Source organism: Glutamicibacter nicotianae, from assembly GCF_006539525.1.
GTDB classification, from domain to species: domain Bacteria; phylum Actinomycetota; class Actinomycetes; order Actinomycetales; family Micrococcaceae; genus Glutamicibacter; species Glutamicibacter nicotianae.
The window spans coordinates 73457-92588 of sequence record NZ_BJNE01000001.1 but is presented as its reverse complement, the minus strand read 5'-3'; the positions used below and the strand labels follow the sequence as shown (position 1 = coordinate 92588).

Sequence of the window (19132 nt, the reverse complement as noted above, 5' to 3'; positions counted from 1 at the left end):
AGCCGGAAGGAACATTCCGGTGCACTGGGTGCTGCCGTACGGGTCCTTCCTCTCTGCGATGGCCGGGATGCCGATACGGGTACTCACCGCGCGTATCGCTGTAGACGCCGAAGGGCAAGTGGTCACCACCGAAACGAACTGGCTGGTGGCCAGCCTACTAGACCCGGCCGAAGGCACCACGCTGACGCTGATGGGATTGCGTCACCAGCGATGGGAAATCGAGAAGGCATTCCGGGAGCTGAAGTCCCCTCTGTTGTAGAGCCGAGTACTGCGCTCGAAGTCGATGCCCGGCTGCGGGTCGAACCAGTGCATCAGGTACAAATCCATGTAATCCAACCCCGTCAACTAGCAAGCGCTCTTGTAGGCAGCGTCCACGCCGTCGCGGGAGTGCTCGTCCTTGTCGAACTTGCTGGTCACCTACTGCTCCTGGCCCGCGCAATGCTCCTTCGGCTGCCAGCTCGTTGCCGAAAGTCACCGCGGTGTCCACATGGCGGTAGCCGTTGCCCAGCGCCAACTTGATCGTGCGCTACTCTTGCGATCTTTCTCCTTCGTCCCAGACTGCACTTTTCACTTTGACTAGTCCAGTTAAGAATCAAGCGTCGGCCATGCATATGTCCACTAAACACGTCATCGACTATGCAGAATTCGGTTCAATCGGCAAATCTGCCGCACAGGGCAGCTTAACCGCGCCACACTTGGTCATTTGGCGTGCTGCTCCTAGATTCCCGCCTGCCGCACCGATAGCATCGAGACAGCAACAGTCAATCGTTCCAGGAGCTAAATCCCATGCCTCATAAGGTCAAAGCCGTCGTTTCCCGCGCCAAGGATGCGCCGGTAGAGGTCGTCGACATCATCGTTCCGGACCCGGGCCCCGGAGAAGTAGTCGTCGACGTGCTCACCACCGGTGTCTGCCACACCGACTTGCACTACAAGCTCGGCGGCATCGGCGACGACTACCCCTACCTGCTGGGCCACGAGTCCACCGCAGTCGTCAGCCAGATCGGCGAGAACGTCACCAACGTGAAGGTCGGCGACCGCGTGATCCTGAACTGGCGCGCAGTCTGCGGCCAGTGCCGCGCTTGTGCCAAGGGCGAGCCGAAGTACTGCTTCAACACGTTCAATGCCACCCAGAAGATGACCCTGGAAGATGGCACCGAGCTGTCGGCCGCCCTGGGCATCGGCTCCTTCGCCGAGAAGACCCTGGTCCACTCCGGACAGTGCACCATCGTGGATGAAGAAGCAGATCCGGCCGCCGTGGGCCTGCTGGGCTGCGGCATCATGGCCGGCATCGGCGCGGCGATCAACACCGGCGAAATCAAGCGCGGCGAGTCGGTTGCCGTGATCGGTTGCGGCGGCGTCGGCGCCGCCGCCATCGCCGGCGCGCAGCTGGCCGGCGCGACCACCATCATCGCGGTGGACGTCAACCCTGACAAACTGGAAACCGCGAAGACCTTCGGCGCCACCCACACCGTGGATTCCGCCAAGGTCGACGCCGTGGAAGCCATCCAGGAACTGACCGGCGGCTTCGGCGCCGATGTGGTGATCGATGCTGTAGGCCGTCCGGAAACCTACAAGCAGGCCTTCTACGCCCGCGATCTTGCAGGCCGCGTGGTGCTGGTGGGCGTCCCGACCCCGGAGATGAAGCTCGAGCTGCCGCTGCTGGACGTCTTCGGCCGAGGCGGCTCGCTGAAGAGCTCGTGGTACGGCGACTGCCTGCCAAGCCACGACTTCCCGATGCTTGTCGAGCAGTACAAGCTCGGCCGGCTGGATCTGGACTCCTTCGTCACGGAACGCATCAAGATCGATGAAATCGAAGAGGCGTTCAAGAAGATGCATGAAGGCACCGTGCTGCGTTCGGTGGTGGAGCTCTAATGGCTGCCCGCATCGAGAACGTCGTCACCTCCGGCACTTTCTCGCTGGATGGCGGCACCTGGGATGTCGATAACAACGTCTGGATCATCGGCGATGATTCCGAGGTCATGGTGATCGACCCGGCACACGATGTTGCCAAGATCCGCGAAGCCGTGGGCGAGCGCGAAGTCATGGCCGTGCTGCTGACCCACGGGCACGACGACCACATCCGCGCTGCCGGCGAATTCGCCGACGCCGTTGATGCACCTTTGTTCTTGAACCCGGAAGACCGCATGCTCTGGGAAGCTGTCTACCCGGAGCGCGACGTGGACGCGGAAATCAGCGAAGGCGATTCATTCACCATCGCCGGCACCTCGCTGACCGCGCTGCACACCCCGGGGCACTCGCCAGGTTCAACCTGCTTCTATGCGGAAGACCTCGGCGTGCTGTTCAGCGGCGACACCCTGTTCAACGGCGGACCGGGTGCTACCGGGCGCAGCTACTCCAGCTTCGAGACGATCATTGAATCGATCCGCACCAAGCTGCTGGTGCTGCCAGCCGAAACGGTGGTCAATACCGGTCACGGCGATGCCACTTCCATCGGTGCCGAAGCGCCGAACCTGGATGAATGGATCAAGCGCGGGCACTGACCCGCGACAGCGATTCCACCAAATGGCGGCAGCAGCCGGCCTGCGGGCCGGCTGCTGCCGCCAACCTTGCTTCCCGCACCATCGATGGAATAATGAATCCATGCCTGAAACGCATTTGCGGATCCAGAGAACGGCAGGCTATGGCGGCCTTGCCGCCCTGCTCTGCGGCCTCGTTTTGATCTGGCACGACGGCCGCCAACCGGTGGCCGCTGCCGCAGATAGTTTCCATTCGGCCGCAGGAACGATCTCGCAGTCGCCGAGCCCTGTGCTTCTTGCCGGAGGAGCGCTGCTGTTCTTCGGCGTCGTCACTCTCTGCTTGGCAGCAGGGATCTTCCTGATGCGCCGCATTCTGGCGGTGCGCCCTCTCAGAGTCGTACCCTGGATCCTGGCCGCGCTCGCCTTGGCCTTGTTCCTGGCAGGGACCGGGTTGAAGATCTGGGATACGCTGCAACCGGTGCCTTTGGACTGGTTCGCCTATGAGCCGCTGACGCACGCACAGCTGTCCTCGCTGGCCACGTCCCCGGCGGGCGTTGCCGCGCGGCGGCTGATGGGACTGGGGCTGGCAGTATTCGCCATGGCCAACGGCGCCTGGATGGTGCAGCACGCCGCCCGGCACCAGCGCTAGAACAGCGAGTTGCTGTGCGCCTCGATCAGCTCCGGAGAGTTGTTGCGCACATTGCCGACAGCGGTGTCGACCTCATGCATGGTCCATTCTGAGGCCACATCGAACGCTTGTGCACGAATCTGCTCGATCAGCCCTTCGCCATCTTCCTCGGCAGGGTTCATCCAACGGCCCATCATCTCCTTGCCCAGCGGAATGGGCAAGCGGTCGTGCAGGCCGGCAAGTTCGCCGAGCACCCCTGGTTCTTCAGCCGAAGGCGAGTCCATGGTCATGATCGAGGTGGAAAGAATCCAGGATCCGTCCTCGTCCTTCCACCATTCATAGAGGCCAGCGAAGAAGATCAGCTTTCCATCCTCGCGGTGCACGTAGAAGGGGCGTTTCTTGCTGCCCTCCTTCTTCCACTCGTAGTAGCCTTCCACCGGGACGACGGCTCGGCGCTTCTTCACTGCTGAGCGGAAGGTCGGCTTGGTGCTGGCCGTCTCGCTGCGCGCGTTGAAGGCACGCACCCCGACCGAAAGCTCCTTCGCCCAGCCTGGCACCAGCCCCCACCGGGCGACATGGACCTGGCGGTGCAGATCATCGCCGATCAGCCGCTCGAGCACAATCGGCACATCGGTGGTTGGCGCAACGTTCCATGACTGGCGCAATTCCAGGTTGTCGTCAGCTTCGGCCTCGGCCTCCGCCACCAGATCGCCGATAGCTTTGGCCATCACATATCGTCCGCACATCGCTTGCCCCCCTAGTCCGGCCTCAAGGAAAATCTGCTCCCCAGTCTAGCGAGCAGCGTCCGAGAATTCAGCGAACTTTTTCCGGCCAGCCGGGAACAAAGTCAACATGCGTGCCGTTACACCAACTATGAGCAATGAATTGAACCTTGACCAGTACGTTCCCGCTGCCGGCGGAGTCACCATGTTCACCACCAGCTGGTGCGGCTACTGCCGCAACCTCAAGCGCCTGATGGACCAGAAGGGTGTCGCCTACACCGAGGTGAATATCGAAGAAGTTGAAGGCACCGCGGAGATCGTCGAGTCGTTCAACAACGGCAACCAGACCGTTCCAACTCTGATTTTCCCGGATGGAACCGCAGCCACCAACCCGCGCATCGACGAGGTTGTTGAGCGCGTCGGCGCATAGTTCCACTCGCAAGACCAGGCATCGGCACCCCCTAGCAGGTGCCGATGCTTTTTTAAGCTGCGCTATGCACCGTGCAGCGTTGCGTGCTCGCGGTATTCCTCGAGCAACGCGGAAACAAATGCTTCAGTCGTGACACCGGCGAGCAAATCGTTCGCTGCGCCTACCGTTGTCGGATCCATCGGAACACCCATTGCCTGGTAGACCCCATCAAGGACCTGGCGCAAGGACGAAGAATCCTCGACAACAAAGACTGAAGAGAACAGCCATGCGCCGGAAACCACACGCTGAGCCGTTCCTACCAGCTTCACTGGATAGTTGCGCGGCGAGTTCCCGTCAGGGAGACCATGTACCGAATGATCGCCGGGGCAGTACTCCCCCGGGATTGGCCCGACCTGCGCATTCACGCCAAGGCGCTGGAAGGCGTTGGCATAGACGCGGGCAAATACCTCGAAGCGGCTTTGCTGGCGCATCACTGCCTCAGCTTCGGGCTCAATGTGGTCAACGATTAATGTGCCCCGGTGATATGCCGCGGCTCGGCCACCGGCTTTGCGCACCAATGGCGCAAAGCCGAGCTGCTGCGCCACCTCCCGCGCCTCCTCATAGCCGTCCAGACGCACATCACGCTGGCCAAAGGCCAGAGTCGGGTCCGGACGATAGAGCCGTAGCAAAGAACCCCTCTCGCCCGACTGGACATCGCGCAGCAACTGCACTCCGCGTTCTAGGTCAGCTGCCGGGTCTCCGCTTGGAACTTCGATTTCCACGGATAACGGCGCATCTGACTGGGCATTCCACAAACTCATGGAACTGAGTCTAATTCAGCAAATCGCTTCAGGTGGAGTAGATGTCACAGCAGCTGGTTGCCGAAGGCCGGCATTTCTGGGCCATAATAAAAGGCGTGCCAAATTCTTCAACCCCTGTCATCCTGATTGCCGGGCCGTCCGGATCCGGCAAGTCCTATCTCGCGTCGAAATTCGGCCAGCCTCATCTGCCGCTGGACGAGTTCTACCGCCAGATCAGTGAAGACGGGAATCCTGTTGAGTTCCCCCGCACCGGCTACGGCGAAATCGACTGGGACGATTCGGCTACCTGGAATCAGGAAGCCGCGCTGCAGGCAATCGATGATTTGCTCCAGCGCGGTACCACCATGGTCCCCAACTACTCAATCGCAACCTCGAGCTACAACGGGCATCGCGAAATCACGTGCGCCGGAGGACCGATCGTCGCCGAAGGCATCTTCCTCTACGAAATCCTTGAGCCGCTGCGTGCCAAGGGCCTCAATGTCCAGGCGTACTATGTCGACGAACCGGCCTTGGTCACCGCTCTTCGGAGATTCGTTCGCGACGTGGCACAGCGCCGGAAGCCGATCTTATTCCTGGTCAAGCGCGGCTATGCACTTTTCCAGGCCCACAGCGCAGACCGGGAAAAGTACCGCCAGCGGCAGTTCACGCTGAAGTCCAAGCCAGAGCTCAAGAAGCTGCTGGCCAAGCTTTCAGCCGGCGCATCGAACTAGCGCGAACGGACCGTCAGGATCTGCTCGGCCCGGCCGAAAGGGCCAGTTTCATCGTGCAAAACCGTTGAGGTCAGTCCGATGCCGTCGGTGCCGTAGCTCTGCTGGACATCCAGCCCCAGCCACTCGCCTACCGGCATGCGGTACATGTGGATCTGGAGATCCACGTTCGGGTAGATCCAGGTCCCTTCACCCGGATCCACACGTGGCACCACGCCGTTTGCCGTGTCGATCATTCCCACCAGGCTGGATAACACAGTAGCGTCTCCCGTGTCGACCAGCGCATAAGGAGTACGCAGCCATGCGAAGCCCCGACCTGGGCGCAGTTCATCATTGGCACGCATCTCGATGGATTTGATGTAGCCACCAGGCCATTTCTCGCTGATGTCCCGGACCGAGCAGGCATCTGGACCCGGGATTTCCTTGTCTTCGATCCCTGCTACAGCACTGGTGTCGCTCTGGATGACTCGCCAGGCGCGCGCTACGATGCTGGTGCGGCCCTTGGCAGTCATCTCGGCCTCAATCAATTCGATCGTCCGGCCGGGACGGACCATTCGCGTTGAGATCTCGAATTCCCCGGCATGGATCAGACCGTGGATTTCGTAGCTGATCCGTGCGATGCGCATGTCTGCGCGTGGCTGGAAATTTTCCAAGGCATAAGCCAAGATTCCCGAGGCGGGAGCCATATGCTGCTCATGCGGATTCCACGCACCCTGGGAATGCCATGACGAGCGATAGCGCCCATCGCCAAGAGCTTCAAAATAGAAATCGCCATCAGCTAGGGTCTGTTCTAGCTCTTCGTTGAGCTGGTGCGTCATCGTTGCCCTCCTGGCATCGCGGTGTTCAATACTCTGCCCTCAGGCTATCCAAGAGTAATTGAATTCACTAAACTAGCCGGCTGTGTCGTGCTCATGGGCTCGCTGGCCGGCATGATCCATGATTCCGAGCACCTCGGCAACACCATTGACCGCCCACATCGCATGAGGAGTCATGGTGTCGAACTGGGCGGATTGACCTGCCTTCACATGGTAGGTTCGATCCCCCAGCTTCAGCTGGATCTCGCCGAGGAGCACTGTGAACCATTCCTTGCCCGGATGGATGCGCAGCTCGGTGGGAGCGGGCGCCTGCGAAGGATCGAAGCGCATTTTCGAAACATTGACACCGTTCACCGCGTCATCGGTGGACAGCTTCCACATGGTGACCCCCGGCATCGAAATCGGCTCCGGGCGGATAATGATCTCGGCCTCAGAGGTTGACGCGAGCTCGTCCAAACTGGTGTTCAGCGCCTTGGCTATGGGTATCAGCTGGTCAAGGGCAATACGACGGCTTCCTGTTTCGATCCTGCTGAGCGTGGAAACGCTGAGGGATGCCTTGCTCGCCAATGATTCCAATGACCATCCGAGATTCTGCCGAAGCGTCCTGATGCGTTGCCGGATAATCTGATCCACATCGATTTCTTGCGTCATGCGCAAAAGGGTACACCCTTTCGCGCAATTCGTCGATACCGTGGACAGTACACCGAACGCAGCAAGGAGAGGGACATGGAACATTACGAAGCAATCGTCATCGGCGGCGGCAGTGCGGGACTCGCGGCCGCCATCGCGCTAGGCCGTTCGCGGCGCACTGTGCTGGTTATCGATGAAGGAAAGCCGCGAAACGCTGCAGCGCAGCATGCGCATAACATCCTGGGAAACGAAGGCATCAATCCCCTTGACTTCTTGTCCCGCGGACGGCAGGAGGCCATGAACTACGGAGTGCAAATTATCGAAGGCGCAGTCGACCAGCTCGGCGGTTCGATGGAGACCGGTTTCAGCGTCACGATGTCCGGCCAAGCATTCAGCGCAGACCGCATCGTGCTGGCGACGGGTCTGGTCGATGACTTGCCTCCGATTCCAGGCCTGGCCCGCGCATGGGGCGATACCGCGGTCCACTGCGCTTACTGCCATGGCTGGGAAGTCCGCGACCAAGAAATCCTGGTTCTCGGTATCGGGCCCATGAGCACCCATCAAGCGATGATGTTCAGCCAGCTAAGCCCTAGCATCACTTTCATCAACCACACCCCGGCCGCGTTGAACGACGAGAATCGCGCAACACTTGCCGCCTTGGAAATACCGGTCATCGAGCAATCAGTGCAAGCGATCGATTTCGATGCTCAGGGAAATCTGGATTCAGTGACCCTTGCAGACGGCCGAAAGGTCAACGCGCAGGCACTGGTGGTGGCAAGCCAGATGAACGCGCAAGCCTCGCTTTACCTGTCGCTCGGCGGGCAGCTTGCCGAAAATCCGTTTGGCACCTTCATCCAAGTCAATGAAATGGGCGCTACCGCTCTGCCCGGAGTATACGCCGCGGGAAACGCCAGTAACCTGGGAGCGATGGTCATGGCCGCGGCAGCATCTGGAACGGTCGCAGGAGCTGCCATCAATGCTGATCTGCTGGGCAGTCGGTTGGCTAAGGCCCCAGCGCCAGCGAAACCGTAGCTGCTGCCCCTGCCCCCTGGCGCACTAATTTCCAGGGGGCCGTGCTGCGGCCACCCGATGGGCGCGAGAATAATGCTCATCAATTCTGCAGAGAATTACATCTTGCTAACGTACTAGTCAATCGACAAGTCGTGAACTCCGATGGCGTGATTTTCCTCGGCAGATTACCCACGTATCACACGTCACGCCCCACCGGCCGGCGATCAATGGTAGGCTTTATTCGTTACCTCAACGGTTGCAGGTGTGAGTCCCCGCCAGCAATTGTTAGCAGTAGGATTTGTAGCACAGCCAACAAATCGTCTGTGCTTTGCAAATCGGTTCATCGATCCTCAGATCGAATGAACTCCTATCGAAACGAATTCTTCATCTTCTCTTCTTCACTGCAGATAAAACATCTCGACGTCTCCGTGCGTCACTTTTCTGTGGCTTCCTTGTTCTACTCCGTTAGCGTGGGGTCATTACCCGTTAGCAGCCTGGAAGCCGATGATGTTCTAAGCATGTGCAGCGACCCCCGTTTTTGGCCGATACCGGCAAAATCAGTATTCGATGCTCTGTATCGACGGCAGGCGAATCGTTCTCGGCAGCTCTGCGCGAGGTAACCCCTAAATTTTCCGATTCGAAACTTCGGATCGGCAACCAGGCCACATCGTGGCCATCAATAAATAAGGAAATAACACTATGGCCACTGGCACCGTAAAATGGTTCAACGCTGAAAAGGGCTTCGGCTTCATCGCTCCTTCGGATGGATCGGCTGACGTCTTCGCACACTACAGCGCAATCCAGAGCTTCGGTTTCCGTAGCCTCGAAGAGGGCCAGACCGTTGAGTACACCCTGGAAGCTGGTCCAAAGGGCCCACAGGCTACCAACATCCAGGCTCGCTAAGAGACTTTCTTCAAAGGTGCAGTTCCCCGCAAGGATGGAACTGCACCTTTGCTGGTTTTAACCTTTTTCTACCGGCAGGCTTCGACCGGAGGGCGTTCGCGAAGAACACCTACACCAAGCAGACGAGCTGGCAATGTCGTGAGCTTCGGGAACAAGCGAAAAGCGGAAGCTATCGGCAACGGCACCCGGAATTCGCCGCTGGCCTGCATGACGCGGGTCAGCCCACGATGCATAACTCGTTGAACCATCTGTGTAGCAACTGTCGGGACGGTTCGGCGGCGCTGTACTGCTGCCACATCATGATCAGAAATCGTCCCCTCCCGAAGAGGCCGCGCCAAGATCCGTGCCGCTGCTACAGCATCCTGTACGGCCAAGTTGATGCCGATTCCCCCAACTGGACTCATGGCATGGGCAGAATCCCCAATGCACAGCAGACCCCTCCGCCACCACTGTTTCGCGCGATTTAGCTTGACGTCCAGAAGCTTCGCATCATCAAGGGCCAAACTTTGTACGCCGTCTGCCAGCTCGGGAGCGGCCTGGATGATTGACTTCCTCCATGACTGGACGCCTTCTGCCCGTAGACGGGCATCGTGCCCCTTCGGCAAAAGCATGGCTGCCTGCACGTATCCCTCGCGCGGAATCAGGACAAAAGAGCGATCCTTGGCAAATGCTGGAGTCAGTTCGTTCTTTCGATCCACTGTGCTTGGAATCTTGAACCACCACACATCAATCGGTACGGAGAATTCCCTCATCGGCAGTGCGGCTGCTTCTCTGACACGGGACCACCTGCCGTCTGCCGCAATAGTGAGCAATGCACGCATTTCACCGTCGCCGGCCGAGTCTTCATATTTGATGCCAATTATGCGGCCTCCTTCGGTGACAACGTCAGTTACCGAGGTACTCATCCTCAGCTCGAAATTCGGTTCGGCTTCACCTGCACGAGCCAACAAGTTGAGGAAATCCCACTGCGGCGCCATGGCGATGAACGGAAATGGATGCTTCAACCGCGACAGGTCGAGAACTGTAGCTGGCGAGCCGTCCCTGGCGGGGATGCTCGCTTGAGCAACCTTGCTGAAATTGATCTTTTCGAACTCGCTTATCAGCCCGATTTCATCAAGCAACTGCAGCGTTGAGGGGTGGATGGTGTCGCCACGAAAATCCCTGAGGAAATCTGCGTGCTTCTCCAGAACCGTTACTGGCACACCACTGCGGGCAAGCAGCAAACCGGCCACCATTCCGGCCGGCCCTCCCCCAACAATGACGCACCGTGTACCTTCTGCCATGAGCCCGTACCTTCCGTGTGAAGTAACCAGCTTCCAGCTTGGCACTATCCGCTAATCGTAGACAGCATCCGAGCTGTTTGCCTTCAAATTCACAGCAATCATGAGCATCGCGAAGATCAACAGCACAACGGCCAGCCCTTGGAACCCGACGGCTCCCAGGACCGGGCCAGCGCTAAGCCCTCCAAGCACACCGGCAAGATTCATGCAGAGATCCGAGGTGCCCTGCAGTTGTGGACGTTCTGAAATACCAACCGCCCCGGAAATCATCGTTGCCCCGGCCACTGTGGCCGCAGACCAGCCGAGTCCCAGGCTCAGCAAAGCCAACGTTGTCACGGTGTGGCTCTCTGAATCGATCCACACGAGTATGCTTGCCGTGATCAGCAATGCTTGCCCTGCGAAGATGATCGTCCGCGCCCCTGCCTTGTCCGTGAGCCAGCCGAATACCGGCGACAACGCGTACATCCCGGCAACATGAATAGAAATCGTGATGCCGATGAGCGTCAGATTTGCCCCTTGATGCTGCATGTGGATTGGCGTCATTGACATCATGGACACCATATAGAGGTGGGTCAAAGCCACGGTGAGCACCGCACGTCGAGCTGCCGGAGTGTTTTTCAGGATGTTCCAGCCTCGGCGGCGAAGCTGAGCCTTTTGCGTGTGGACAGCAGCTCGTTGCTGTGCGATCTGCAAAGGGTCGGGACGCAAGCCCACCCAGTAAACGAGCACGCCGATCAGTTGCGCGCACATGGCAATGAGAAAGCCTCCGGTAAACGGCGGGAGACTTATGAACTGAGCGAGTTCTTCGCCAGGCTCGAACAAGTTGGGGCCAATGACTGCGCCGATGGTTGTCGACCATACGACGACGGAGAGATCACGGCCGCGAGTGGATTTGCTGGACAAATCCGTGGCAGCGAATCGGGATTGGAGATTCATTGCCGAGCCGGTTCCTAGAACCAGCATGCCGAGCAGCAGCAGCGGCCAATATCTCAGGAATGCTGAGGCAACGATGATGGTGACACCGCTGGCCGCCAGCAAGGCACCTGTTGACAGCGAAACACGCCGGCCGAATTTCTGAGCAAGCATCGCCAACGGCAGTGCCATGACGGCGGCACCCAGCGTATTCATGGTTGCCGCCATGCCGGCCAGTTCATCGAGCCCGGAGACATTCACAATCAGCAGCGACCCCAAGGTCAGGGTTGCGCCACTGCCCAAGCCACCAAGAATCTGCCCCGCGGCGAGGACAGAAATGGATTTGCGTCGAATCCGCTGAATTTGCTGGTCGTCCAACGAACTTTGTTCATCCGAAGTGGATTCGATCTGCACATTGACTCCCGCGCATTGATAGCAACTCGTACTTTCCAAGTATCTAACAATTGTCGCTGTGCGTTGCGTTTAGCGCCGCTCATGACAACGGCCCCACCAGATTGGTGGGGCCAGTGTCGGAGAAGCCAGGTACTAGAAGTCCCAGTCCTCGTCTTCGGTATTTACTGCCTTGCCGATGACATAGGAGGAACCGGAACCGGAGAAGAAGTCATGGTTCTCATCAGCGTTCGGGCTCAACGCAGCCAAGATCGCTGGGGATACGTCGGTCACGGTGGATGGGAACATGGCCTCGTAGCCCAAGTTCATCAGAGCCTTGTTGGCGTTGTAGTGCAAGAACTTCTTGACGTCCTCGGACAGGCCTACCGGATCGTAGAGGTCATGGGTGTACTGGACTTCATTTTCGTACAGTTCGTACATCAGCTCGAAGGTGTAGTCCTTCAGCTCCTGCTTGCGTTCTTCGCTGGCACCTTCCAGACCCTTCTGGAACTTGTAGCCGATGTAGTAGCCGTGGACCGCTTCGTCACGGATGATCAAGCGGATCAAGTCAGCAGTGTTGGTCAGCTTCGCGTGCGAGGACCAGTGCATTGGCAGGTAGAAGCCCGAGTAGAACAGGAACGATTCGAGCAGGGTCGAAGCGATCTTGCGCTTGAGCGGATCTTCGCCGTGGTAGTAGCTCTCGATGATCTGGGCCTTCTTCTGCAAGTTCACGTTCTCGGTGGACCAGCGGAAGGCTTCATCGATTTCCTTGGTGGAGGCCAGGGTCGAGAAGATCGAGGAGTAGCTCTTGGCGTGCACCGATTCCATGAAGGCAATGTTGGTGTACACGGCTTCTTCGTGCGGGGTCAGTGCATCCGGGATCAGCGAGACGGCGCCTACGGTACCCTGCAAGGTGTCCAGTAGGGTCAGGCCGGTGAAGACACGCATGGTCAGCAGCTTTTCGTCTTCGGTCAGGGTGGCCCACGACTGGATGTCGTTGGACAGCGGCACCTTCTCCGGAAGCCAGAAGTTATTGACGAGTCGGTTCCAGACCTCCACGTCCTTATCGTCCTGGATACGGTTCCAGTTGATTGCTTCAACCTTGTTGGTGAGCTGAATCTTCTCGGTCATTGCCCCTCATCGAAAAGCTAAATCGTGTTAAGAACTTTGCCTACAACTCTACAGTTCTTTCGAACGGTGCCGGTGCAGCAAGGTCCAGAGTTCATATCGGATCGTTGACACGATCTGAAGTGGTTTTGATGTGCAACAGCTGCCGCTGGACGGAGCCCTGCGGCAGCTGTTGCGTGATGCCATGGACCGGCCAACGGGTCAATGGCTCAAGGTTTTACAGTGCGCAGGAGACGCAACCTTCAACCTCGGTGCCTTCCAGCGCGAGCTGGCGCAGGCGGATGTAGTACAGGCTCTTGATACCCTTGCGCCATGCGTAGATCTGGGCCTTGTTGATGTCACGAGTAGTGACGGTGTCCTTGAAGAACAAGGTCAGCGACAAGCCCTGGTCGACGTGCTGGGTTGCAGCGGCGTAGGTGTCAATGATCTTCTCGTAGCCGATTTCGTAAGCGTCTTCGTAGAAGTCGATGTTCTCGTTGTTCATGTAAGGAGCCGGGTAGTAAACGCGGCCGATCTTACCTTCCTTGCGGATTTCGATCTTCGCTGCGACCGGGTGGATCGAGGAGGTCGAGTTGTTGATGTACGAGATCGAACCGGTTGGAGGAACTGCCTGGAGGTTCTGGTTGTAGATGCCGTGCTCCATAACCGAAGCCTTCAGGGCCTTCCAGTCTTCCTGGGTAGGAATGTGCATGCCCTCGAACAGTTCGCGGACACGCTCAGTAGCTGGTGCCCATTCCTGCTCGGTGTACTTGTCGAAGAACTCGCCGGAGGCATACTTCGAGTTCTCGAAGTTGTCGAAGGTCTCGCCGCGCTCCATCGCGATCTTGTTCGAAGCAGTCAGCGCGTGGAACAGGATCGTGTAGAAGTAGATGTTCGTGAAGTCGATGCCTTCTTCGGAGCCATAGTAGATGTGCTCGCGAGCGAGGAAGCCATGCAGGTTCATCTGGCCCAGGCCAATGGCGTGCGACTTGCGGTTGCCATCGGCAATCGAAGGAACCGAAGCGATGTCCGACATGTCCGAAACGGCGCTCAGCGCACGGATGGCGATCTCTACCGAGGTAGCCAGATCCTTGCCGTCCATGGCCTTGGCGATGTTCATCGAACCGAGGTTGCAGGAAATGTCCTTGCCGACGGTCTTGTAGCTCAAGTCGTCAGCGAATTCCGAAGCGGAAGAAACCTGGAGGATTTCCGAGCACAGGTTGGACATGGTGATGCGGCCGGCAATTGGATTTGCCTTGTTCACGGTGTCCTCGAACATGATGTACGGGTAACCGGACTCGAACTGGATCTCGGCCAGAGTCTGGAAGAACTCGCGGGCGTTGATCTTGGTCTTCTTGATGCGCGCATCGTCGACCATGTCGTAGTACTTCTCGGTGACGGAGATTTCGCTGAACGGCTGGCCGTAGACGCGCTCGACGTCGTACGGGCTGAACAGGTACATGTCTTCGTTCTTGCGCGCCAGTTCGAAGGTGACATCCGGAATGACAACACCCAGGGACAGGGTCTTGATACGGATCTTCTCATCAGCGTTTTCGCGCTTGGTATCCAAGAAGCGGTAGATATCCGGGTGGTGCGCGTTCAAGTAGACGGCACCGGCGCCCTGGCGTGCACCGAGCTGGTTCGCGTAGGAGAAGGAATCTTCAAGAAGCTTCATGACCGGGATGACACCGGAAGACTGGTTCTCGATCTGCTTGATCGGGGCACCATGCTCACGCAGGTTGGTCAGCGACAGGGCAACACCGCCGCCGCGCTTGGACAGCTGCAGCGACGAGTTCACCGCGCGGGCGATGGACTCCATGTTGTCTTCGATGCGCAGCAGGAAGCAGGAGACCAGTTCGCCGCGCTGCGCCTTGCCGGCATTCAGGAAGGTTGGGGTAGCAGGCTGGAAGCGGCCTTCGATGATCTCGTCGACCAGATGCAGGGCCAGCTTCTCGTCGCCGCGTGCCAGGTGCAGGGCCACCATGCAGACGCGGTCTTCATAGCGTTCCAGGTAGCGCTTTCCGTCGAAGGTCTTCAAAGTGTACGAAGTGTAGAACTTGAAGGCGCCCAAGAAGGTTTCGAAGCGGAACTTCTTGCCGAAGGCGTGCTTGAACAGATCCCGGATGAAGTTCATCGAGTACTGGTCGAGGGTTTCGCGTTCGTAGTACTCGTGCTTGACGAGGTATTCAAGCTTCTCGTCCAGATCGTGGAAGAACACGGTGTTGTTGTTCACGTGATCCAAGAAATACTGGCGAGCCGCATAGCGGTCTACCTCGAACTGGATCTTTCCATCTGGACCGTAGAGGTTCAGCATGGCGTTCAAGTCGTTGTAGCTCAAGCCCTGGAACTGGGCTGGGAGCTCCTTTGAGCTCTTCATCGTTGCTGCCGGTTCTGCGACGCTGGTGTCCAAAAGGTTTCAAGCCCTTCTTTGACGTTGAGAACGTCTTCTGAGGTTCCCATAATTTCGAATGTATAAAGCACGGGTACGTTGCATTTCTCGGCAATGCGCTTGGCCGCAATGCAGTAGTACTCGCCGAAGTTTGTATTCCCCGCACCGATCACGCCGCGAAGATTCGCCCGGTTCACATCATGCCGCAGGAACTTCATGATCTGCGGCATGATTGAACGCTTGCCTTGCTCTCCGCCATAAGTGGGTATGAGCAGCACGTACGGGGCTGTCGAGATGAGCTGCGGTTCGGTCGCGTAGACCGGAATCCTCGCGGCATCCATCTCGAGCTTCTCCACGAAACGCTTCGTGTTCTCCGAAACCGATGAGAAGTAAATCAGGTTCGAATCGGTGAATTCCAGCGGTTCCTGGGCCTCAGCATTTTGCCTGTCGGCAAGTGCTGCAGGTGCCATTATTTTTTCGCCTCCACTAGAAGATAGCGGATGGAGTTCTGAATTAGTTGGCTGGTGCCAGCAACTCGATCTTGTCTGGGCGGAAACCCGACCAGTGATCGTCATCGGTGATTACGACAGGTGCCTGCATGTAGCCCAAGCCACGAACGTGCTCCAAGGCTGCCGCATCCTGAGAGATGTCTACCTTGTTGTACTCGACACCCTTCTTATCCAGCGCGCGGTAAGTAGCGTTGCACTGAACGCAGGAAGGCTTCGTGTAAACCGTGATGGCCATGTCCCTGATCCCCTTTGGAAAGTCTATTTTCGGCTAGGTTCCCGGATTCTCGGAAAGTACCTAGCCATCCTCTCGGATGCCTCGAAACCACTGCTTCGAGGTGCTTCTGGTGCGAGCCGCACCAACGGGTTCAATACTACATCTTGTGTTTGGCCGGTCAAGCGGCCACAACATGATGTATTACAAGTATGTCATTCATCCACGAGGACGTCCACAGGATCTGTGGATATTAACCCCCGTTTAAACCGCGATTTCTTGCGGACCCGGGTCCTTTGTCCACAGGTTGGCAGAACTCGATTGTGGGTTAAAAATTCTTCTGTGAGATGTTCGTCGGCGTGTTTCGCTTCCCCTATCCAGTTCCGGGTGCACATCGTGCACCCCTACATGTAGTGTCAGCCTCTGAACCGACAGTTTGGGCGTCGCACGACCGAATGTGGAGAACGCGAAACAGGGGCAGCTAAGAAATATCGGCTGCCCCTGGTCGCGAAGCCCAGAAACGATTCAGGGGCTCTTTAGGCCGGATAGGTGCGGGCACCGAAGATTCCCTGGCCCACGCGCACAACAGTGGCTCCTTCAGCGATGGCCAGCTCGTAGTCGCCACTCATGCCCATGGACAGGTGCTGGAAGCTGTCAGGAGCAACCTGCTGCAATTGGTCACGGGTCTCGCGCAGCAGCGAGAAGCTGCCGCGGATGGATGCTTCATCGGTGGTATTCGCCGCCATGGTCATCAGGCCCACCGGCTTCAATCGGTCCAGCGGCGCCAAACCGGCAAGCAACCCGGCTGCCTCACCAGCCTGGATACCGGATTTGCTTTCCTCCCCGGAGGTATTGACCTGGATGAAGACCTCCAGCGTCCGATCTTCGAGCTCCAGCCGGCGTTGCAAGGTCTCGGCGAGTTTCAGCGAGTCCAGCGCATGGAATTCATCAGCGAACTTCGCCACGAACTTCGCCTTGTTCGTCTGCAGCGGACCAATGATCGCATAGCGCAGGTGCGGGAACTTCTCGCAGAAATGCTCGTACTTGCCCTGCGCCTCTTGGACCTTGTTCTCCCCCAGCGTGTCCACACCGGCGGCGATCGCCAAGGCCAAGCGGTCGGTATCGATGGTCTTGGTCACCGGAAGCAGCCGGACCGAGCCGGCGTCCCGGCCCGCAGCCGTTGCCGCCACGGCGATCTTCTGGTTGACAGTTGCCAGGTTGCGGGTGAAATCCTCGATGGTGGCCGCATGCAGAGCGGCAGATTGCGAAGCCAAAGCGCCAACTTTCTGATGTCACAAACGTGTTGCTGGTGCCAAGGGCACCAGCAACAAGCATAGGCACAAATCCGCTAGAACAGTTGGCGCCAGTTGGTTTTCGCCAGATCCAGCAGCTCGTCGCCTCGTCCGGAGAGCACGGTCCTCAGGGCATACAAGGCAAAGCCCTTGGCCTGCTCCAGCTTGATTTCCGGCGGCATCGACATCTCCTGGCGGTCGGTCGCCACATCCAGCAGCGCCGGACCGTCATGAGCCAGGAATTCTTCCACCGTGGCTTCGAGCTGCGCCGAATCATCCACCCGGTAGCCCTTGAGCCCGGAGGCGGTGGCCACGGCCCCGAAGTCGGGATTGTGCAGATCGGTGGCGTAGGTGACGAACCCGGCGGCCTTCATTTCCAGTTCCACGAAATTCAGCGAGGAGTTGTTGAACACCACGATCTTGATCGGCAGCTTGTTCTGCGTGGCAGTGAGCAGTTCGCCGAGCATCATGGCCAATCCGCCATCCCCGGCGAAGGCGATCACCTGGCGCTGCCGGTCAATTGCCTGGGCGCCCAGGGCGTGGCACAGCGCGTTGGCCATGGAACCGTGGTTGAAGGAGCCGAGCACCCGGCGCTTGCCGGTCATCGACAGGTAGCGGGCCGCCCAGATCACCGGGGAAGCCACGTCGGCGGTGAAGATCGCATCTTCATCTGCGTGCTGGTCGATCAGCCGGGCCAAATACTGCGGGTGGATTGCGGCGCCGGCCTTGGAGGGCGTCGCCAGCTCGTCGAGCTTCGTACGGGTCTTGCGGTAGTGCTCCACCGCTGCCTCCAGGTGCTTGCGGTGGGTCTGCACCGGGAGCACGGCCGCCAGCGCCGCGGCAGTGTCCTTCACCGTGCCCACCAGCGGAATGTCTACCCGGGTGCGCTTGCCGATCTGCTCGCCGCGGATATCCACCTGGATGATGGTCGCATCCTGCGGGTAGAACTGCTGGTAGGGGAAATCGGTGCCCAGCATCAGCAGCACATCGCATTCGGCGATCGCCTTGGCACCCGAAGCGAAGCCCAGCAGGCCGGTCATGCCCACATCGTACGGGTTGTCGTATTCGATATGCTCCTTGCCGCGCATGGCATGCACGATCGGCGCAGCGAGCTTTCCTGCCAGCTCGATCACTTCTCCATGGGCGCCGGCCACACCTGCGCCGGCGAGAATGGTGACCTTGCGCGAGCTTTCGAGGACCTCTGCGGCGCGCCCGAGCTCCTCTTCATTGGGCAGCACCCGCGGATTGGTCTTGATGATCTTCTGCGTGGGCGTGCGTTCCATCTCCGCCAGCGCCACATCGCCGGAAATCACCAGCACCGCCACACCTCGCTTCTCGATAGCCTCGCGCATCGCAATGCGCAGCATCCGGGGCATCTGCTTCGGATCGGAAACCTGTTCGGCATAGACGGAGCATTCGCGGAAGACTTCGACCGGGTGGGTCTCCTGGAAATAGTTGGAGCCGATCTCCCCGGTAGGGATGTGCGCGGCGATCGCCAGTACCGGGACGCGCGAGCGGTTCGCGTCGTACAGCCCGTTGATCAAGTGCAGGTTGCCCGGTCCGCACGAGCCGACGCAGACGGTCAGCTCGCCGGTGATTTCCGCCTCCGCCGCTGCCGCGAAGGCGGCGGCTTCCTCATGGCGGTGGTGGACCCATTCGATCCGCCCGTTCTCCCGCAGGGAATCGGTCAAGCCGTTCAGGGAATCGCCCGGGATGCCGTAGATGCGGCGCACTCCCTGGGTATCGAGCTGTTCAATCAGGTGGTCGGCTACGGTAGGCAAAACATTCCTCCTGCACACAATGTTCCAGTGGGTCTGCTCTTCACCCTACTGCGCCGACCGGCTGCTGTCATGGGCATACGCCGCAACTTCAAGTTCTTCCCAGCACACCGGCCTGTGACAAGACGAACAAGCGCAGAC

The 19132-nt window shown here is 58.9% G+C and carries 20 protein-coding genes; 8 read left to right on the top strand and 12 right to left on the bottom strand.

Annotated elements, in window-relative coordinates; translation table 11 throughout:
* Positions 1 to 19 precede the first annotated feature (19 nt).
* The 4 genes from ANI01nite_RS00430 (at position 20) to ANI01nite_RS00415 (ending at position 3126) form a co-directional block, all read left to right on the top strand.
* On the top strand, positions 20 to 259 hold the full coding sequence (locus ANI01nite_RS00430; RefSeq protein WP_141355260.1) for a hypothetical protein: 240 nt from the start codon (positions 20 to 22) through the stop codon (positions 257 to 259).
* Between the two features lie 527 nt (positions 260 to 786).
* Positions 787 to 1872, top strand: a complete 1086-nt coding sequence (locus ANI01nite_RS00425; RefSeq protein WP_141355259.1) for an S-(hydroxymethyl)mycothiol dehydrogenase — start codon at positions 787 to 789, stop codon at positions 1870 to 1872.
* Positions 1872 to 2501 carry an MBL fold metallo-hydrolase gene (locus ANI01nite_RS00420; RefSeq protein ID WP_038991218.1) on the top strand — a complete coding sequence of 210 codons (630 nt, stop codon included), beginning with the start codon at positions 1872 to 1874 and terminating at the stop codon, positions 2499 to 2501. The genes ANI01nite_RS00425 and ANI01nite_RS00420 overlap by 1 nt, the downstream gene beginning before the upstream one ends.
* Positions 2502 to 2601: 100 nt before the next feature.
* A complete protein-coding gene (locus tag ANI01nite_RS00415) occupies positions 2602 to 3126 on the top strand; it encodes a hypothetical protein (RefSeq protein ID WP_066138519.1) in 525 nt (174 codons plus the stop codon).
* On the opposite strand, the gene ANI01nite_RS00410 is transcribed toward ANI01nite_RS00415, so the two are convergent.
* A complete protein-coding gene (locus ANI01nite_RS00410; protein ID WP_141355258.1) occupies positions 3123 to 3851 on the bottom strand; it encodes an SOS response-associated peptidase in 729 nt (242 codons plus the stop codon). The two genes, ANI01nite_RS00415 and ANI01nite_RS00410, sit on opposite strands and share 4 nt — an antisense overlap.
* Before the next feature lie 127 nt (positions 3852 to 3978).
* On the opposite strand from ANI01nite_RS00410, the gene ANI01nite_RS00405 reads away from it, so the two are divergent.
* Positions 3979 to 4257 carry a mycoredoxin gene (locus ANI01nite_RS00405; protein WP_038991221.1) on the top strand — a complete coding sequence of 93 codons (279 nt, stop codon included), beginning with the start codon at positions 3979 to 3981 and terminating at the stop codon, positions 4255 to 4257.
* Positions 4258 to 4319: 62 nt separating this feature from the next.
* Here ANI01nite_RS00405 and ANI01nite_RS00400 read toward each other — a convergent pair whose 3' ends face one another.
* Positions 4320 to 5057: a lipoate--protein ligase family protein gene (locus ANI01nite_RS00400; RefSeq protein ID WP_141355257.1), complete on the bottom strand. Its 738-nt coding sequence runs from the start codon at positions 5055 to 5057 to the stop codon at positions 4320 to 4322.
* A 95-nt stretch (positions 5058 to 5152) separates the two neighbouring features.
* On the opposite strand from ANI01nite_RS00400, the gene ANI01nite_RS00395 reads away from it, so the two are divergent.
* Complete coding sequence (locus ANI01nite_RS00395) at positions 5153 to 5767, top strand: uridine kinase family protein (protein ID WP_141355256.1); 615 nt, start codon at positions 5153 to 5155, stop codon at positions 5765 to 5767.
* Here the strand turns inward: ANI01nite_RS00395 and ANI01nite_RS00390 are convergent.
* On the bottom strand, positions 5764 to 6582 hold the full coding sequence (locus ANI01nite_RS00390; RefSeq protein WP_141355255.1) for a thioesterase family protein: 819 nt from the start codon (positions 6580 to 6582) through the stop codon (positions 5764 to 5766). The two genes, ANI01nite_RS00395 and ANI01nite_RS00390, sit on opposite strands and share 4 nt — an antisense overlap.
* 72 nt (positions 6583 to 6654) lie before the next feature.
* Positions 6655 to 7230, bottom strand: coding sequence for a helix-turn-helix domain-containing protein (locus tag ANI01nite_RS00385; RefSeq protein WP_038991224.1), 576 nt, complete (start codon positions 7228 to 7230; stop codon positions 6655 to 6657).
* Between the two features lie 75 nt (positions 7231 to 7305).
* Between ANI01nite_RS00385 and ANI01nite_RS00380 the strand changes: the two genes are divergently transcribed.
* Positions 7306 to 8241 (top strand): NAD(P)/FAD-dependent oxidoreductase, encoded by a 936-nt coding sequence (locus tag ANI01nite_RS00380; protein ID WP_141355254.1) that lies wholly within the window; start codon positions 7306 to 7308, stop codon positions 8239 to 8241.
* A 678-nt stretch (positions 8242 to 8919) separates the two neighbouring features.
* Positions 8920 to 9123: a cold-shock protein gene (locus tag ANI01nite_RS00375; protein ID WP_013349123.1), complete on the top strand. Its 204-nt coding sequence runs from the start codon at positions 8920 to 8922 to the stop codon at positions 9121 to 9123.
* A 68-nt stretch (positions 9124 to 9191) separates the two neighbouring features.
* Here ANI01nite_RS00375 and ANI01nite_RS00370 read toward each other — a convergent pair whose 3' ends face one another.
* The 8 genes from ANI01nite_RS00370 to poxB all read right to left on the bottom strand — a co-directional run bounded on the left by ANI01nite_RS00370 (position 9192) and on the right by poxB (position 18994).
* A complete protein-coding gene (locus ANI01nite_RS00370) occupies positions 9192 to 10406 on the bottom strand; it encodes an FAD-dependent oxidoreductase (protein WP_141355253.1) in 1215 nt (404 codons plus the stop codon).
* A 51-nt stretch (positions 10407 to 10457) separates the two neighbouring features.
* Complete coding sequence (locus ANI01nite_RS00365; protein WP_141355252.1) at positions 10458 to 11729, bottom strand: MFS transporter; 1272 nt, start codon at positions 11727 to 11729, stop codon at positions 10458 to 10460.
* Between the two features lie 132 nt (positions 11730 to 11861).
* Positions 11862 to 12836 carry a class 1b ribonucleoside-diphosphate reductase subunit beta gene (nrdF, locus tag ANI01nite_RS00360; protein WP_038991231.1) on the bottom strand — a complete coding sequence of 325 codons (975 nt, stop codon included), beginning with the start codon at positions 12834 to 12836 and terminating at the stop codon, positions 11862 to 11864.
* Between the two features lie 214 nt (positions 12837 to 13050).
* On the bottom strand, positions 13051 to 15189 hold the full coding sequence (gene nrdE, locus ANI01nite_RS00355; protein ID WP_141355251.1) for a class 1b ribonucleoside-diphosphate reductase subunit alpha: 2139 nt from the start codon (positions 15187 to 15189) through the stop codon (positions 13051 to 13053).
* Complete coding sequence (gene nrdI / locus ANI01nite_RS00350; protein ID WP_073706167.1) at positions 15186 to 15671, bottom strand: class Ib ribonucleoside-diphosphate reductase assembly flavoprotein NrdI; 486 nt, start codon at positions 15669 to 15671, stop codon at positions 15186 to 15188. The genes nrdE and nrdI overlap by 4 nt, the downstream gene beginning before the upstream one ends.
* Positions 15672 to 15714: 43 nt before the next feature.
* Positions 15715 to 15945 (bottom strand): glutaredoxin-like protein NrdH, encoded by a 231-nt coding sequence (nrdH, locus tag ANI01nite_RS00345; RefSeq protein WP_013349130.1) that lies wholly within the window; start codon positions 15943 to 15945, stop codon positions 15715 to 15717.
* Positions 15946 to 16457: 512 nt separating this feature from the next.
* A complete protein-coding gene (locus ANI01nite_RS00340; RefSeq protein WP_141355250.1) occupies positions 16458 to 17195 on the bottom strand; it encodes a YggS family pyridoxal phosphate-dependent enzyme in 738 nt (245 codons plus the stop codon).
* A gap of 74 nt (positions 17196 to 17269) precedes the next feature.
* Positions 17270 to 18994 carry a ubiquinone-dependent pyruvate dehydrogenase gene (poxB, locus tag ANI01nite_RS00335; protein ID WP_141355249.1) on the bottom strand — a complete coding sequence of 575 codons (1725 nt, stop codon included), beginning with the start codon at positions 18992 to 18994 and terminating at the stop codon, positions 17270 to 17272.
* Between the last annotated feature and the right edge of the window lie 138 nt (positions 18995 to 19132).

What these genes read in the sequence shown, in the direction of transcription:
- ANI01nite_RS00425 (WP_141355259.1), top strand. Translation starts at nt 787, where the DNA reads ATGCCTCATAAGGTCAAAGCCGTCGTTTCCCGCGCCAAGGATGCGCCG.
- ANI01nite_RS00420 (WP_038991218.1), top strand. Translation starts at nt 1,872, where the DNA reads ATGGCTGCCCGCATCGAGAACGTCGTCACCTCCGGCACTTTCTCGCTG.
- ANI01nite_RS00415 (WP_066138519.1), top strand. Translation starts at nt 2,602, where the DNA reads ATGCCTGAAACGCATTTGCGGATCCAGAGAACGGCAGGCTATGGCGGC.
- ANI01nite_RS00410 (WP_141355258.1), bottom strand. Translation starts at nt 3,851, where the DNA reads ATGTGCGGACGATATGTGATGGCCAAAGCTATCGGCGATCTGGTGGCG.
- ANI01nite_RS00405 (WP_038991221.1), top strand. Translation starts at nt 3,979, where the DNA reads ATGAGCAATGAATTGAACCTTGACCAGTACGTTCCCGCTGCCGGCGGA.
- ANI01nite_RS00400 (WP_141355257.1), bottom strand. Translation starts at nt 5,057, where the DNA reads ATGAGTTTGTGGAATGCCCAGTCAGATGCGCCGTTATCCGTGGAAATC.
- ANI01nite_RS00390 (WP_141355255.1), bottom strand. Translation starts at nt 6,582, where the DNA reads ATGACGCACCAGCTCAACGAAGAGCTAGAACAGACCCTAGCTGATGGC.
- ANI01nite_RS00385 (WP_038991224.1), bottom strand. Translation starts at nt 7,230, where the DNA reads ATGACGCAAGAAATCGATGTGGATCAGATTATCCGGCAACGCATCAGG.
- ANI01nite_RS00380 (WP_141355254.1), top strand. Translation starts at nt 7,306, where the DNA reads ATGGAACATTACGAAGCAATCGTCATCGGCGGCGGCAGTGCGGGACTC.
- ANI01nite_RS00375 (WP_013349123.1), top strand. Translation starts at nt 8,920, where the DNA reads ATGGCCACTGGCACCGTAAAATGGTTCAACGCTGAAAAGGGCTTCGGC.
- ANI01nite_RS00370 (WP_141355253.1), bottom strand. Translation starts at nt 10,406, where the DNA reads ATGGCAGAAGGTACACGGTGCGTCATTGTTGGGGGAGGGCCGGCCGGA.
- nrdF (WP_038991231.1), bottom strand. Translation starts at nt 12,836, where the DNA reads ATGACCGAGAAGATTCAGCTCACCAACAAGGTTGAAGCAATCAACTGG.
- nrdE (WP_141355251.1), bottom strand. Translation starts at nt 15,189, where the DNA reads ATGAAGAGCTCAAAGGAGCTCCCAGCCCAGTTCCAGGGCTTGAGCTAC.
- nrdI (WP_073706167.1), bottom strand. Translation starts at nt 15,671, where the DNA reads ATGGCACCTGCAGCACTTGCCGACAGGCAAAATGCTGAGGCCCAGGAA.
- nrdH (WP_013349130.1), bottom strand. Translation starts at nt 15,945, where the DNA reads ATGGCCATCACGGTTTACACGAAGCCTTCCTGCGTTCAGTGCAACGCT.